The organism is Kluyvera sichuanensis (genome assembly GCF_040930405.1).
GTDB classification, from domain to species: Bacteria; Pseudomonadota; Gammaproteobacteria; order Enterobacterales; family Enterobacteriaceae; genus Kluyvera; species Kluyvera sichuanensis.
Genome location: NZ_CP162271.1, coordinates 1,858,016 through 1,870,830, shown reverse-complemented (window position 1 = coordinate 1,870,830; position 12,815 = coordinate 1,858,016). Strand labels below are relative to the sequence as shown.

The 12,815-nt window shown below is 54.9% G+C and carries 17 protein-coding genes; 7 read left to right on the top strand and 10 right to left on the bottom strand.

The annotated features are described in order from the left end of the window. Positions 1–30 precede the first annotated feature (30 nt). From AB2B48_RS09285 to AB2B48_RS09275, 3 genes are read left to right on the top strand one after another with little or no spacing between them, the layout of a single operon-like run. Complete coding sequence (locus AB2B48_RS09285) at positions 31–741, top strand: phosphohydrolase (RefSeq protein ID WP_368301585.1); 711 nt, start codon at positions 31–33, stop codon at positions 739–741. A 40-nt stretch (positions 742–781) separates the two neighbouring features. After that, on the top strand, positions 782–2,203 hold the full coding sequence (locus AB2B48_RS09280; RefSeq protein ID WP_368301584.1) for a DNA cytosine methyltransferase: 1,422 nt from the start codon (positions 782–784) through the stop codon (positions 2,201–2,203). Further along, positions 2,184–2,678 carry a very short patch repair endonuclease gene (locus tag AB2B48_RS09275; RefSeq protein WP_220439424.1) on the top strand — a complete coding sequence of 165 codons (495 nt, stop codon included), beginning with the start codon at positions 2,184–2,186 and terminating at the stop codon, positions 2,676–2,678. Before AB2B48_RS09280 ends, AB2B48_RS09275 begins: the two co-directional genes overlap by 20 nt. Here the strand turns inward: AB2B48_RS09275 and yedA are convergent. Then, positions 2,653–3,564 carry a drug/metabolite exporter YedA gene (gene yedA / locus AB2B48_RS09270; RefSeq protein WP_368301583.1) on the bottom strand — a complete coding sequence of 304 codons (912 nt, stop codon included), beginning with the start codon at positions 3,562–3,564 and terminating at the stop codon, positions 2,653–2,655. The two genes, AB2B48_RS09275 and yedA, sit on opposite strands and share 26 nt — an antisense overlap. Positions 3,565–3,739: 175 nt before the next feature. Here yedA and AB2B48_RS09265 point away from each other — a divergent pair, with 175 nt between their 5' ends. From AB2B48_RS09265 to dgcQ, 3 genes are all read left to right on the top strand, one after another. Then, positions 3,740–4,651, top strand: coding sequence for a DUF808 family protein (locus AB2B48_RS09265; protein ID WP_185669469.1), 912 nt, complete (start codon positions 3,740–3,742; stop codon positions 4,649–4,651). Between the two features lie 77 nt (positions 4,652–4,728). Beyond that, a complete protein-coding gene (locus tag AB2B48_RS09260) occupies positions 4,729–4,908 on the top strand; it encodes a YodC family protein (RefSeq protein WP_185669468.1) in 180 nt (59 codons plus the stop codon). 169 nt (positions 4,909–5,077) lie between these two features. Continuing rightward, a complete protein-coding gene (gene dgcQ / locus AB2B48_RS09255; RefSeq protein ID WP_368301582.1) occupies positions 5,078–6,775 on the top strand; it encodes a cellulose biosynthesis regulator diguanylate cyclase DgcQ in 1,698 nt (565 codons plus the stop codon). 319 nt (positions 6,776–7,094) lie between these two features. Here dgcQ and AB2B48_RS09250 read toward each other — a convergent pair whose 3' ends face one another. Then, complete coding sequence (locus AB2B48_RS09250) at positions 7,095–7,301, bottom strand: YodD family protein (protein WP_185669466.1); 207 nt, start codon at positions 7,299–7,301, stop codon at positions 7,095–7,097. Positions 7,302–7,474: 173 nt separating this feature from the next. Between AB2B48_RS09250 and dsrB the strand changes: the two genes are divergently transcribed. After that, positions 7,475–7,663, top strand: a complete 189-nt coding sequence (gene dsrB / locus AB2B48_RS09245) for a protein DsrB (protein WP_185669465.1) — start codon at positions 7,475–7,477, stop codon at positions 7,661–7,663. Positions 7,664–7,713: 50 nt separating this feature from the next. Here the strand turns inward: dsrB and rcsA are convergent, their stop codons facing one another. The 8 genes from rcsA to fliL form a co-directional block, all read right to left on the bottom strand. Next, positions 7,714–8,337 carry a transcriptional regulator RcsA gene (rcsA, locus tag AB2B48_RS09240; RefSeq protein ID WP_185669464.1) on the bottom strand — a complete coding sequence of 208 codons (624 nt, stop codon included), beginning with the start codon at positions 8,335–8,337 and terminating at the stop codon, positions 7,714–7,716. A gap of 278 nt (positions 8,338–8,615) precedes the next feature. Continuing rightward, on the bottom strand, positions 8,616–9,410 hold the full coding sequence (fliR, locus tag AB2B48_RS09235) for a flagellar biosynthetic protein FliR (protein ID WP_368301581.1): 795 nt from the start codon (positions 9,408–9,410) through the stop codon (positions 8,616–8,618). A 5-nt stretch (positions 9,411–9,415) separates the two neighbouring features. Continuing rightward, positions 9,416–9,685 (bottom strand): flagellar biosynthesis protein FliQ, encoded by a 270-nt coding sequence (fliQ, locus tag AB2B48_RS09230; protein ID WP_062778154.1) that lies wholly within the window; start codon positions 9,683–9,685, stop codon positions 9,416–9,418. 9 nt (positions 9,686–9,694) lie between these two features. Next, positions 9,695–10,432, bottom strand: coding sequence for a flagellar type III secretion system pore protein FliP (gene fliP / locus AB2B48_RS09225; protein WP_185669462.1), 738 nt, complete (start codon positions 10,430–10,432; stop codon positions 9,695–9,697). Further along, entirely contained in the window at positions 10,432–10,767 is a 336-nt protein-coding gene (gene fliO, locus AB2B48_RS09220) for a flagellar biosynthetic protein FliO (RefSeq protein WP_368301943.1), read from the bottom strand. The genes fliP and fliO overlap by 1 nt, the downstream gene beginning before the upstream one ends. A 121-nt stretch (positions 10,768–10,888) precedes the next feature. Continuing rightward, entirely contained in the window at positions 10,889–11,302 is a 414-nt protein-coding gene (gene fliN, locus AB2B48_RS09215; protein ID WP_368301580.1) for a flagellar motor switch protein FliN, read from the bottom strand. Continuing rightward, positions 11,299–12,303 carry a flagellar motor switch protein FliM gene (gene fliM / locus AB2B48_RS09210; RefSeq protein ID WP_185669460.1) on the bottom strand — a complete coding sequence of 335 codons (1,005 nt, stop codon included), beginning with the start codon at positions 12,301–12,303 and terminating at the stop codon, positions 11,299–11,301. Before fliM ends, fliN begins: the two co-directional genes overlap by 4 nt. 4 nt (positions 12,304–12,307) lie before the next feature. Next, positions 12,308–12,775: a flagellar basal body-associated protein FliL gene (gene fliL / locus AB2B48_RS09205; protein ID WP_185669459.1), complete on the bottom strand. Its 468-nt coding sequence runs from the start codon at positions 12,773–12,775 to the stop codon at positions 12,308–12,310. Positions 12,776–12,815 lie beyond the last annotated feature (40 nt).

Sequence of the window (12,815 nt, the reverse complement as noted above, 5' to 3'; positions counted from 1 at the left end):
GGTCAATGTACTCTTATCCGCGGTGAAGGAATGGATATAGCAGCATGGCAGCAGGACGTTGAACGTTGGTTTGAAACCCATTATGTCGGCAGCGATGCGGCGCATGATATTGCCCATTTTCGCCGGGTCTGGCGCACCGCCAGGCGCATTGCTGCCGACGATCCCGTCGACCTCACGGTGATTCTGCTGGCGAGCTATTTTCACGATCTCGTCAGCCTGCCGAAGAATCATCCCGATCGCGCCCGTTCCTCTTTATTATCCGCGCAGCAAACGCTGCTGATTCTACAGCGCGATTTCCCGCAGTTTCCCGTTGAACGCTATGGCGCCGTTGCCCACGCCATTGAAGCGCACAGCTTTAGCGCGCGCATCACGCCGAATACCCCAGAGGCTAAAATCGTTCAGGATGCCGACCGGCTGGAAGCGCTGGGCGCAATCGGCCTGGCGCGAGTGTTTGCCGTCTCCGGGGCGATGAACGCGGCGCTGTTTGATGCCGACGATCCCTTCGCTGATAACCGTGAGCTGGACGACAAAACCTACGCGCTTGACCATTTCCAGACCAAACTGTTGCGGCTACCTGAGACGATGCAAACCGAAAAAGGGCGCGAGATGGCGCAGCATAATGCCGATTTTCTGGCGCACTTTATGGCTAAACTGAGCGCCGAACTGGCGGGCGACCCGCTCGCAGTGGACGCGCAGGTGCTGCAGAGATTCGCGACGCCAGACCCAGGCAACTTATGGTAACCTCAGGTTTATTTTTCTTTTTCTGTATCTGGTCAAATTTATGCAACAACGAGTCTTATCACACGAGGGCGCGCCGTTAGACGCACCGGATGCTCAGACGCTGCTTGAGCATATTCTGGAGATTTACGATCTAAAGACCGTTGTCGCTGAGCTTAGCGCTGTGGGGGAACAGCACTGGAGCCCGGCTATCGTCAAACGCGTGGTGACTCTGTCGCGCGCCAACACGCGTCTGAGTGAAAATGAGTGCACCCATCTGGCCTCTTTGCTGCCGAAGCCGTCGAAGCATCACCCGAAGTATGCATTTCGCTTTGTCGATCTATTTGCGGGGATAGGCGGCATTCGTCACGGCTTTGAAGCCATTGGCGGGCAATGCGTGTTTACCAGCGAGTGGAACAAACACGCGGTGCGCACCTACAAAGCCAACTGGTACTGCGACCCAGATGAGCATCGGTTTAATGCCGATATTCGCGATGTGACGCTAAGCCATCAGCCTGACATCAGCGACCGTGAAGCTCAGGAACATATCCGGGCATCAATTCCTCAGCACGATGTGCTGCTGGCGGGCTTCCCGTGTCAGCCGTTCTCGCTGGCCGGGGTGTCAAAAAAGAATGCATTGGGCCGGGCGCACGGCTTTGCCTGCGACACTCAGGGCACGCTGTTTTTCGACGTGGTGCGGATTATTGATGCCCGCAGGCCGCCTATCTTTGTGCTGGAAAACGTTAAAAACCTAAAGAGCCACGATAACGGCAAGACTTTCCGCATCATCATGCAGACGCTGGATGAACTGGGTTATGAAGTCTCTGACGCCGCCGATATGGGGGCCGATGACCCGAAGATCATCGATGGCCAGAATTTCTTACCCCAACACCGCGAGCGTATTGTGCTGGTCGGTTTTCGCCGTGATTTAGGGTTGCACGAGGGCTTTACCCTGCGTGATATCCCGTCGCTCTATCCGGCGCAGCGGCCGACCTTTGGCGAACTGCTGGAGCCGAACGTTAACCCGAAATTTATCCTCACCCCGGTGCTGTGGAAATATCTCTACCGCTATGCGCGCAAGCACCAGGAGAAGGGCAACGGGTTCGGTTACGGTCTGGTGGATCCCACGCGCGCCAGCAGCGTCGCGAGGACGCTATCGGCGCGCTATTACAAAGACGGTGCCGAGATCCTTATCGACCGTGGCTGGGATCGCGCGCTGGGTGAAAAGCACTTTGACGATCCGCAAAACCAGCTGCATCGCCCACGTCGCCTGACGCCGCGCGAGTGTGCTCGCCTGATGGGTTTTGAATCACCGCAGGGCTACGGTTTTCGTATTCCGGTGTCGGATACTCAGGCGTACCGGCAGTTTGGCAACTCGGTGATTGTGCCGGTGTTTGCCGCCGTTGCGCGCCTTTTGCAGTCGCGCATTTTGCAGGCGGTGGCGCTGCGTGATTCGGAAAACGGCGATGGCGGACGTTCACGATAAGGCCACTCGCAGTAAGAATATGCGCGCCATCGGCGCGCAGAATACCGCCATTGAAAAACGGATGGCCGCGCTGCTGGACAGCCTTGGCCTGCAGTGGCTTGCGCAGGACACGCGCCTGCCGGGCCGCCCCGATTTTACTCTCGACGACTACCGCTGCGTGATATTCACTCACGGCTGCTTCTGGCATCACCACGACTGCTATCTGTTCAAAGTCCCCGCGACGCGCACCGACTTCTGGCTAAATAAGATTGGCGCTAACGTTGCGCGCGATGAGCGGGATATGTGCCAGTTGGTTGCTCAAGGCTGGCGTGTGCTGGTGGTGTGGGAATGTGCGTTGCGCGGGCGTGAGAAGCTAACGGACCTTGAGTTATGCGAGCGGCTAGAGGAGTGGATCTGCGGCGGCGAGGGCAGCGCGCAGATCGGCATTCAGGGAATTTCCCGTCTGAGCTTTACTTCTCTGTCTGGCAAGGAATAGCGGTGGCTTTCGCCGGGAAGAGATATTTCCCCAGCGTCACCAGCACCACGGCGGCAATGATGATGGCCAGTGCCAGCCACTCGGTACCGGAGAGGTGTTCACCGTTAAAGCCGGTGCCGAGTAGCACGGCGACCACCGGGTTGACGTAGGCATAGCTGGTTGCTACTGCAGGTGTGACATTGCGAATCAAGTACATATAGGCATTGATGGCAATGATCGAACCAAAGACCGCCAGATACCCCACCGCCAGAAAACCGTGCAGGCTTGGCAGGGTGGTTAAACGCTCACCGCTGAGCAGCGAGGCGATCATCAGGACAATACCAGCGGCCAGCATCTCGATGGCACCTGCCATCATGCCGGTCGGCAGTTCAATACGCGAGCCATATACCGAACCAAACGCCCAGCTTAATGAACCAATCAGGATCATCAATGCGCCCCATGGGTTGCCGCTGAGGTTACCGCCGCTGTTGAGCAGCACAATGCCCGCCAGGCCAATGGCAATCCCCAGCCACTCCAGCTTGCGGGTGGCAATGCCAAAAAAGCGGCTAAAGCAGAGGGTAAATAACGGTACGGTGGCGACCATCACGGCGGCGATACCTGAAGGAACGTTCTGATGTTCCGCGACGGTCACCATCCCGTTACCCACCGCCAGCAGCAGGACGCCAATGATGGCGGCATTGATCAGCGGCTTGCGCGCCGGTAAGCGATGCCCGGTAGCGAGCAGGAAACCCATTAACACCACGCCCGCCGACAGGAAGCGAATACCCGCCATCATTAAGGGGGGCCAGCTGGCAACGCCAATGCTGATGGCAAAGTAAGTTGAGCCCCAGATAATGTACAGCGCGAACAGCGCGCCTATCAGCGGTAACAGTTGTTTAAAACGCATACTTCCTCACGGCAAAATAGCAAGCAGGCAGATAGTAAACGCCAAAACTACCGTGCTGGCGAGTGCTTTAATTCAGGGGTTGATGTTGTCTTTATGTTATAAATATGTATCACTTACGCCCCGGGCGATTTTGCTTCATACTTTGTTATCACTAAAAAAATGAAGGAAGTCGTTTGTGGCAGGAAGTAGCTTATTAACCTTGTTAGATGATATCGCCACCTTGCTGGATGATATCTCGATGATGGGGAAACTGGCGGCGAAGAAAACCGCTGGCGTGCTGGGGGATGATTTGTCGCTGAACGCTCAGCAGGTGTCTGGCGTGCGGGCTAATCGGGAACTGCCGGTGGTGTGGAGCGTGGCGAAAGGGTCGCTGCTCAATAAGGTCATTCTGGTGCCGCTGGCGCTGCTGATTAGCGCGTTTATTCCCTGGGCGGTGACGCCACTGCTAATGATTGGCGGCGCGTATCTCTGTTTTGAAGGCGTGGAGAAGGTGCTGCACACTCTTCATGAACGCAAGCATAAAGGTGACGATGCCGCGCGTCAGCAGCGACTGGAAGCGATAGCGCAGCAGGATCCTGCCCTTTACGAGCGGGATAAAGTCAAAGGTGCTATCCGCACCGATTTTATTCTCTCCGCCGAAATCGTTGCTATTACTCTCGGTATCGTGGCGGAAGCGCCGCTGCTCAATCAGGTGCTGATTTTATCCGGCATCGCCATTCTGGTGACCATCGGCGTGTATGGCCTGGTCGGCGTGATTGTGAAGCTCGATGATATGGGCTACTGGCTGGTGGAGAAGCGTAACGCGCTGGCGCAAGGCGTGGGTAAAGGGTTGCTGGTGGTTGCTCCCTGGCTAATGAAAACGCTGTCGGTGGTGGGCACGCTGGCGATGTTCCTGGTCGGCGGCGGCATCGTGGTTCACGGTGTAGCGCCGGTGCATCATGCTATCGAAGCGTTTGCTGCCCAGCAGGGGGCGTGGCTTGCTGCGTTGGTACCGGTGCTCGCTAATCTGGTCCTTGGTTTTATCATTGGCGCGGTGGTGCTGGCGGCGGTGAATTTGGTTTCACGCTGGCGGAAAACTGACGCATAAAAAGTGCGGTTCCGGTACGCAAACTGTCTGTGGATCGGCTAAGGTGAAACAGTTTCACCCTGATACCGGAGGCAACAATGGTCTTTTTGGTCAGTGATGAAGTCCAGCCCAAGAACGGTGGGCCGCGGATGGTTGTAACGGGGTATGCCAGCGGGATGGTGGAGTGTCGCTGGTATGACGGCTTTGGCGTTAAGCGGGAGGCATTCCGCGAGGAAGAACTGATCCCAGGCAAAATTCCTCCGCAGGAGCAGGCTTAGTCTCTACCTTTGCGCCCGGCGTTAGCCGGGCGGTTTAGCGCCGCATTATTCCAGCGCTTTGTCGTAGTATGTCGTCGTGGAGCACCATGAATTATCAGCAGCAGGCCAGTATAAAACGTTATCGGGTGCTCGGCCCTAACGAGAGTGTGGGAGCGCAATTGTGCCTCCCGTGAACGTGACGACAGCAACCCCCACAGGCTGGTGGGCAAAATTAACGCGCCGCATTCGGCCAGACCGGGTGGTGAATATCTGCTTTCTGGTGGTGTTGTTCTTTTCAACGCTGCTGACCTGGCGCGAAACTATCGTGCTAGAAGACGCCTATATCTCCAGCCAGCGTAATAATCTGAAGAACGTCACTAACGATATGGACGCGCAGCTGCAGTTCAATACCGACCGGCTGATGTTTTTCCGCAACGGCATGCAATCGGCGCTGCAAATCCCGCTGGCGTTCGAAGTACTGCGCACCGCCGAGCAAGAGTTTGAGCGTCAGCGCGCGCAGGCCGACTGGCGTATCTCCCTCAATAACAACCGTACGCTGCCGCTGAACGGCGTCTCCGATGCCTTTGTTGAACACACTAATCTGCTCTCGCGCGATAACCCGCTGCTGGGCAACGAGTTTATGGCCACCATCGAGCTTGGCTATCTGCTGCGCCTGTCGGCGATGACGCGTCAGCATCTGGCGCGTTTTGAAACCCATATGCTGTACGTCTCACGTGCCGGTTTTTATCTCAGCACCGAGCCGACGCAGGAAGGCAGCATCACTGAATATTACTATCGTCTGGCAACCAGCCCGTGGTTTATCCAGCAGTCGCAGCGGGATAACCCGGAGCGGGGCGTTAAGTGGCAAACCACCTTTAGCCGCGATAAAACGCCGGTGGCACAGACCGTCACGGCCGCGGTGCCGCTTGATTATCAGCAGTACTGGTTTGGCGTGCTGGCTATTCAGCTCTCGGTCAGCGAAATGACCCAGTTCCTCACGCATGCGGTAGAGGGGGAGGATGAAGGCGAATATCAGCTTTATGACCGACGCATGAACCTGATTGCCTCTTCCGAACCTGATAAATCAAAGCACAGCCAGCTGTCGCAGGAAGTCCAGGCGCAGCTGGCGCGGGCCTACGAATTGGAAAATGAAGGCAATGTGCGCGAGTTTTCGCGCTATATCAGCTGGGAGAAGCTGCGGAATTTTGACGGCGTACTGCTGCGCATCCACTCTCTGGAAGAAGGGATTCGCGGTGATTTCGGCTCTATCAGTATTGCTATCACGCTGTTGTGGCTGCTGTTTACCGCCATGCTGCTGATCTCCTGGATGGTTATCCGCCGTATGGTGCGCAATATGTCTTCGCTGCAGGATTCGCTTGAGTGGCGCGCGTGGCACGACATGCTCACTCGCCTCTACAACCGTGGGTCACTATTTGAGCGCGCGGGTATTGCGCTGGCGACCTGTCAGCAGGCCGGTGAACCGCTGGCGGTAATCCAACTCGATCTGGACCATTTCAAAAGCATTAACGACCGCTTTGGCCATCAGGCCGGTGACCGGGTGCTGATTCATATCGGGCGGGTGATCCTGAATAAGATCCGCAAAGACGATATTGCGGGCCGCGTTGGCGGTGAAGAGTTTTGTATCGTGCTGCCAGGCACGTCGCTTGCGCAGGCCGAGGTGATTGCCGAACGTATCCGGGACTGCATCAACAGTCGGGAAATTCTGATTGCCAGAAAACAGACCATTCGGGTGAGCGCCTCGTTGGGCGTTTGCAGCAGCGAAGAGCTGGAACAGTACGACTTCCAGCACCTGCAATCCGTTGCCGACAAGCGGCTGTATCAGGCTAAAACCGGTGGGCGAAATCAGGTCTGCGCGAAAGATGGCTAGCAGGGTGATTAATCACGGTATGAAATATAAATTTAACTTATGGAAAACGGGTTAAATGGGATTAATCTTAAAGCCTGGCTGGCGCAAGTCTGAAAATAAAAATGTACTCTTCCTGATTTATCATCATGTTAGCGAAGCGTCTACGTAAGCACGACTACGCTGTCATATTAATTTATTAGGTGAATAATTCTTGTCATTCAACATAAACGACGATAATGTTTCACCCACGTCAGGTTTCCTGATGTAACGAATATTTCAATGCTTCTTGCTTAGGCAAGGTTGATCCCGACGCTCGCGTGTCGGGATTTTTTTTCCACATTTAGCGCGTGACTTCCGTGACGCTGAAGTCGTGGATATCCAGCTCAAAGGCTTCCGCCAGATCGCGCCAGGTATGGTATTCGCGGCCGTCAACGCTCACGTGATGTGGGTCCTCAGTCGCGCGGTGGATTTCGCTTTCGCTGATTTCATTGATAGCTGCCAGCAGCGCATCAACGTTTACCCCTCGGGGGTCAATCGCCATCTTCATCACAGATACCCTTTATTTCCGTCCCTGTATAAGTATACATCTAATGAATGTTATTGCTCAAAAATTGACCAATTTAGTCAATGTGAATGAGAATTAAGCACTTATGCAGCGGGGCGCTGTCAGCGCGGTCATTTTGTTCTAAACTGGGCTAAACCACTCAGGAGATGACGTTTATGCAAGTTAACGATCGTGTGACGGTCAAAACAGATGGGGGGCCGCGTCGCTCCGGTGTCGTGCTGGCAATTGAGCAGTTCAATGAAGGCACGATGTATCTGGTGTCGCTGGAGGATTATCCGCTGGGGATCTGGTTCTTCAACGAGTCGGGGCACCCTGATGGTATTTTCGTGGAGAGCGAAGCGTAATTGAATCATCTGGCGGTAGCGATACCGCCAGTTTCCCTGCTGTTGTTGTCCTAGCGCATATTGACGTAAATGCCGGAAGTGACATTCTCCGCCAGTCGGACAACATGATAGATAACCTGCTTGTTATGCGTTTTTATTTTCTTTTTAATATTACCCTTATGTGACGATACGGTTTTGGCTTTAATATTCATCTGATCGGATATTTGTATCGTTCCCTGGCCTGACATCCACATTTTCAGCATGCTGGATTCCGTCCGACTTAATGACAGGGTAGAGATATTAGTTTGCTTTACTTCTGCCGTTTCTTTTTTCAGATAATTCCCCAGAATGCTATCAAGCGTTTCGGGTTTTATTGATTTAGAACTAATTAGCAGATTACTGCGCACCATCAGATATTCGTCAAAATGTATATTGGCAATCGCCATAAAAACAATGAACAACGTCCTGGGGTGTTGATTAATGATCTGCTTAATATGCAGACTACTCTGCACATCATGAATGAAGCAGTCCTCATTAATAAACACGACAGCTGGACCGCGAGCAGCACAGATCTCAGCGAGTCCGTCGACGTTATCTACATTGTCAATATCACGTTTTTTTACCCCACGACTGGCCAGGTATCCGGTTAACCCTAGCCGCGTATAACTGCATAGATCCATAATAATCGTTGACATGGCATACCCTCACTCAATGCGTAACGATAATTAACCCATTGCCTTCGAACTTCATCGCCGCAACGAACCTGGAAAAAATTAAAACAAGAGGATGAAGACGAACAGGCGGCATCAACTATCCCGTAAAGTTACGTATAATTTGCCAGGAATCATCTCAAAGTAAAGTAAATGTTATGTTATGTGAAAGACCTAAAAACAAATAACCCGCGCCAACGATATGCTGGTAGATGTTTTTTCGGTTTTATTTTAGGAATTTCCTCATAATATCCAGGAAGGAATTATGGAGAATTTATGCGTGGTAATTCACTGATAATATCTGCTAATAGATCAAAGATCTCGCTAAATAAATGTTCGCAAAACGGGGCGATAAGCGGCATTAATGCAGCCATCAACAAAATACCGACGGTGAGGGTAATCGGAAAACCGATAACGAAGACCGACAGCTGCGGCGTCATACGGTTGAGCATCCCCAGCGCCAGGTTAACCGTCAATAGCAGGGTGATGATCGGCAGCGCCAGCATCAGGCCGTTGAGGAAGATCATCCCCCCCGCGCGGGTTAGCGCCAGAAATGCGTTGCTGTTGATGGGCTCCCCGCCGATGGGCAGGGTATGGAAGGTGTCGACCAGCAGCGAAATCAGCCACAAATGACCGTTAAACACCAAAAACAGCAGCAGGGCGAGCATATCCATAATACGTGCCAGGATAGGCATGTTGAGGTTGCTACCAGGGTCAACAAACGTCGCAAACGACAGCCCCATCTGCAGGCCGATAATCTCGCCGCAGTAGCGTATCGCGGCAAAAGCGAACTGCATGGTAAACCCGAGCGCAATGCCGATAAGAATCTGCTGTAGCGCCAGCCAGAGCGCGGCTGCCGAGAAAATAGGCACTTCCACTACCGGCAAAGAAGGGGCGATAACGAAGGTAATGATGATCCCGAGCCCCAGCTTGACGCGTTTGGGTACCGTACGTTCACTCAAAATCGGCGCGGTGGTGACCAGCGCCAGCACGCGCAGCAGCGGCCAGAAATAGAGGCTGAGCCAGGAGAGCCACTGGTCGCTGGTAACATTGAGCATCGCGCTTAGCCGATGATATAGGGCAGGTTGCTGAACAGCGTGCGCACGTAGTCCAGCAGCAGATTAAGCATCCACGGCCCGGCGACGATGATAGCGATAAACACGGCGATGATTTTGGGAATGAACGACAGCGTCATTTCGTTAATCTGCGTCGCGGCCTGCAGAATACTGATAATCAGGCCGGTGACCAGCGACACCAGCAGCAGCGGGGCGGCCAGCGCCAACGCTACCTTCATCGCTTCGGTGCCCATCATCATGACGGATTCAGGGGTCATGGGTACTCCTTAACTGTAAAAACTCTGCGCCAGCGAACCGACCAGCAACTGCCAGCCGTCAACCAGCACAAACAGCATTAGCTTAAACGGCAGCGCGATAGTGGCGGGCGGCACCATCATCATCCCCAGCGCCATCAGCACGCTGGCGATCACCAGGTCGATAATCAGAAACGGGATAAAAATGGTGAAGCCAATCTGGAAGGCCGTTTTCAGCTCGCTGGTGACGTAAGCCGGGAGCAGAATGCGCATGGGTACGGCTTCTGGCCCCTGCATCGGCTGGCTGTTGGCAAGCCGGGCAAACAGCGCCAGATCGGCTTCGCGCGTTTGACGCAGCATAAATTCACGCAGCGGCTGTGCGCCTTTTTCCAGCGCATCCTGCATGGTGATTTTATCTTCGCTGAACGGCTGATAGGCGTCGGTATAAACCTTGTCGATGACCGGCGACATAATGAAAAAGGTGAGGAACAGCGCCAGCCCCAGCAGCACCTGGTTAGGCGGCGCGGACGGGGTGCCCAGGGCGCTGCGCAGCAGGCCGAAGACGATGATGATGCGGGTGAAGCTGGTCATCATCAGCAAAATAGCCGGAAGGAAGGTCAGAGAGGTAATAAATACCAGCGTCTGAATCGGCAGCGACCAGCTCTGACCGCCGTTGGCCAGCGGTTGGCTGATAAGGCCTGGAAGTTCAGCAAATGCCGAAGGCGAAAGCAGTAATAGCCCACTCAGCGCAAGGGAATAAACACGACGCATCAGGATCTCCCGGGACGCTTAAGCATATTTTTCATCAGTGAAGCAAACTCAGGCGCAGCGGCCTGCGGCTGGCTATCGGCCGGTGCGGGCGGCAACTTATGCAGCAGCGTGACCTGTTGGGCAGTGACCCCTAGCACCAGGCGCGCGTCGTCGACGTTCACAATGACCACGCGTTCGCGAGCGCCAAGTGAAGCGCTGGCGCTCACTTTCAGCCCGCTAGCGGCCGGATTTCTCATCGCTCCGGGCATCACGCGTTTGACTACCCACGCGGCGGCCAGAATTAAGACAATAATGCCCAGCAATGCACCGCTCACCTGAATCAACGGCGAGGTCATCGGTTCATTGACATGGGCAACGGTCACCGGCGTGGTGGCCGGTGCTGCCGCCGCACCGTGGCTTGACGGCGCGGCGGCGTGGGCAGTAGGGGCGGATGGCGCAGCGTGGTTGGTACTCATTTTAACGGCTCAGGCGGCGCATACGTTCTGACGGCGTAATGATATCGGTGATGCGTACGCCGTACTTATCGGCCACGACCACGACTTCGCCCTGGGCAATCAGATAGCCGTTGATCAGAATGTCCAGCGGCTCGCCGGCCAGACCGTCCAGCGCCACCACGGAACCCTGCGTCAGGCGCAGCAGCTCTTTGATGGTCATCCGGGTGCGCCCCAGTTCAACGGTCAGCTTGACCGGGATATCCATGATCAGGTCAATATCCTGCAGGGTTCCGCTGACGTCGCCGCCGCCCAGTTGCTGGAATACCGTATCGGCAGCGCTTTTGCTGCTGGTCGTTTTCTGTTCGTTCAGCGCGTCAGCCCACAGATCGTCCACGGATCCGCTGTTGTCATCGGGTGGAGTATTCATATCACTCATTTGGGCTGTTCCTCGTTCAGCGAATTCAAAATCGGGTTGATCAAATGTTCTACGCGCAGCGCATATTGCCCGTTAACCGTGCCGTACTGGCTGGTTAACACCGGCACGCCATCGACGTGCGCAATTATGCGATCGGGCTTCTCTATCGGCAGCACATCACCGGGTTGTAGTTTGAGTATTTGTGACAGGCGAAGCGAGATATCGGCGAAGTTCGCGACCAGTTCCAGCTCGGAATGCTGCACCTGACGCACCAGATTTTCACGCCAGTTCTGATCTTCATGACGTGAGTTCTCCAGCGGCGGGTTAACCAACAGTTCGCGCAGCGGCTCAATCATGCTGAACGGCAGGCAGATATTAAACTCGCCGGTCAGGTTGCCTATCTCTACGTGGAACGGGGTATTCACCACAATGTCGTTCGGCGAGGTGGTGATGTTGGTGAACTTCACCTGCATCTCCGAGCGCACATACTCCACTTCCAGTGGGTTAATCGCTTTCCACGCGTCGCTATAGCCTTCCAGCGCCAGCTTCAACATGCGGTTGATGACCCTCTGCTCGGTGTGGGTGAACTCACGACCTTCTACCTTGGTCGGGAAACGCCCATCGCCACCGAACAGGTTATCCACGGCGATAAACACCAGGCTTGGCGAGAACACCACCAGACCGGTACCGCGCAGCGGCTTCAGATGGATCAGGTTAAGATTGGTCGGCACCGGCAGGTTGCGGGCAAACTCGTGGTAGGGCTGAATGCGAATCGCCCCCACGGTGATGTCCGGACTGCGGCGCAGCAGGTTGAACAACCCCATACGGAAGTGGCGGGCAAAACGCTCATTGATGATCTCCAGCGCCTGCAGACGCTCGCGGACGACGCGTCGTTGGGTATTGGGATCGTAGGGGCGAATGTCATCTTCGCCCACAGCGCGTGCCTGCGGTTCGTTAGGATTGTCGCTGTCGCCGTTCAACAGCGCGTCAATTTCGGCCTGAGAAAGAATGCTATCGCCCATGGTGCTATCGCAAAATAAAGGCTGTATACAGCACGTCAGTGATGTTCTGTTTCGGCTGACCAGCAATCAACGGCGCGCTCAGCGTCTCTTTAATCTCGGCGGCGAGCTGTTTTTTGCCATCATCAGTAGCAAGCTTAGTTGCATCCTGGCGTGAGAGCAGCAGGAGCATACGGCTGCGAACTTCCGGCAGATAGTCATTCAGACGGGCGCGATCGGCTTCGGTCTTCATGCGCAGCGTCACGCCAACGTACAGCACGCGGTCGGCATCGCCGAGATTGACGGTAAAGGTATCCAGCGGGAAGAAGACCGGCGCGGCGGGTGGTGGCGCTTCTTTCGGCGCGGCGGTTTCCGCTTTGTTGGTTAAATGCCAGTAGCTGTAGCCCGCGGTGGCGCAGGCGGCGAGCGTTACCAGCACCAGCAGGGGGATCCAGAGGGAGCGTTTGCTCTTTTTATTGATAGCGGTGTCAGTCATCTGATGCGGTCTTCCTTTTTACTACTGCTTATCCGATGAT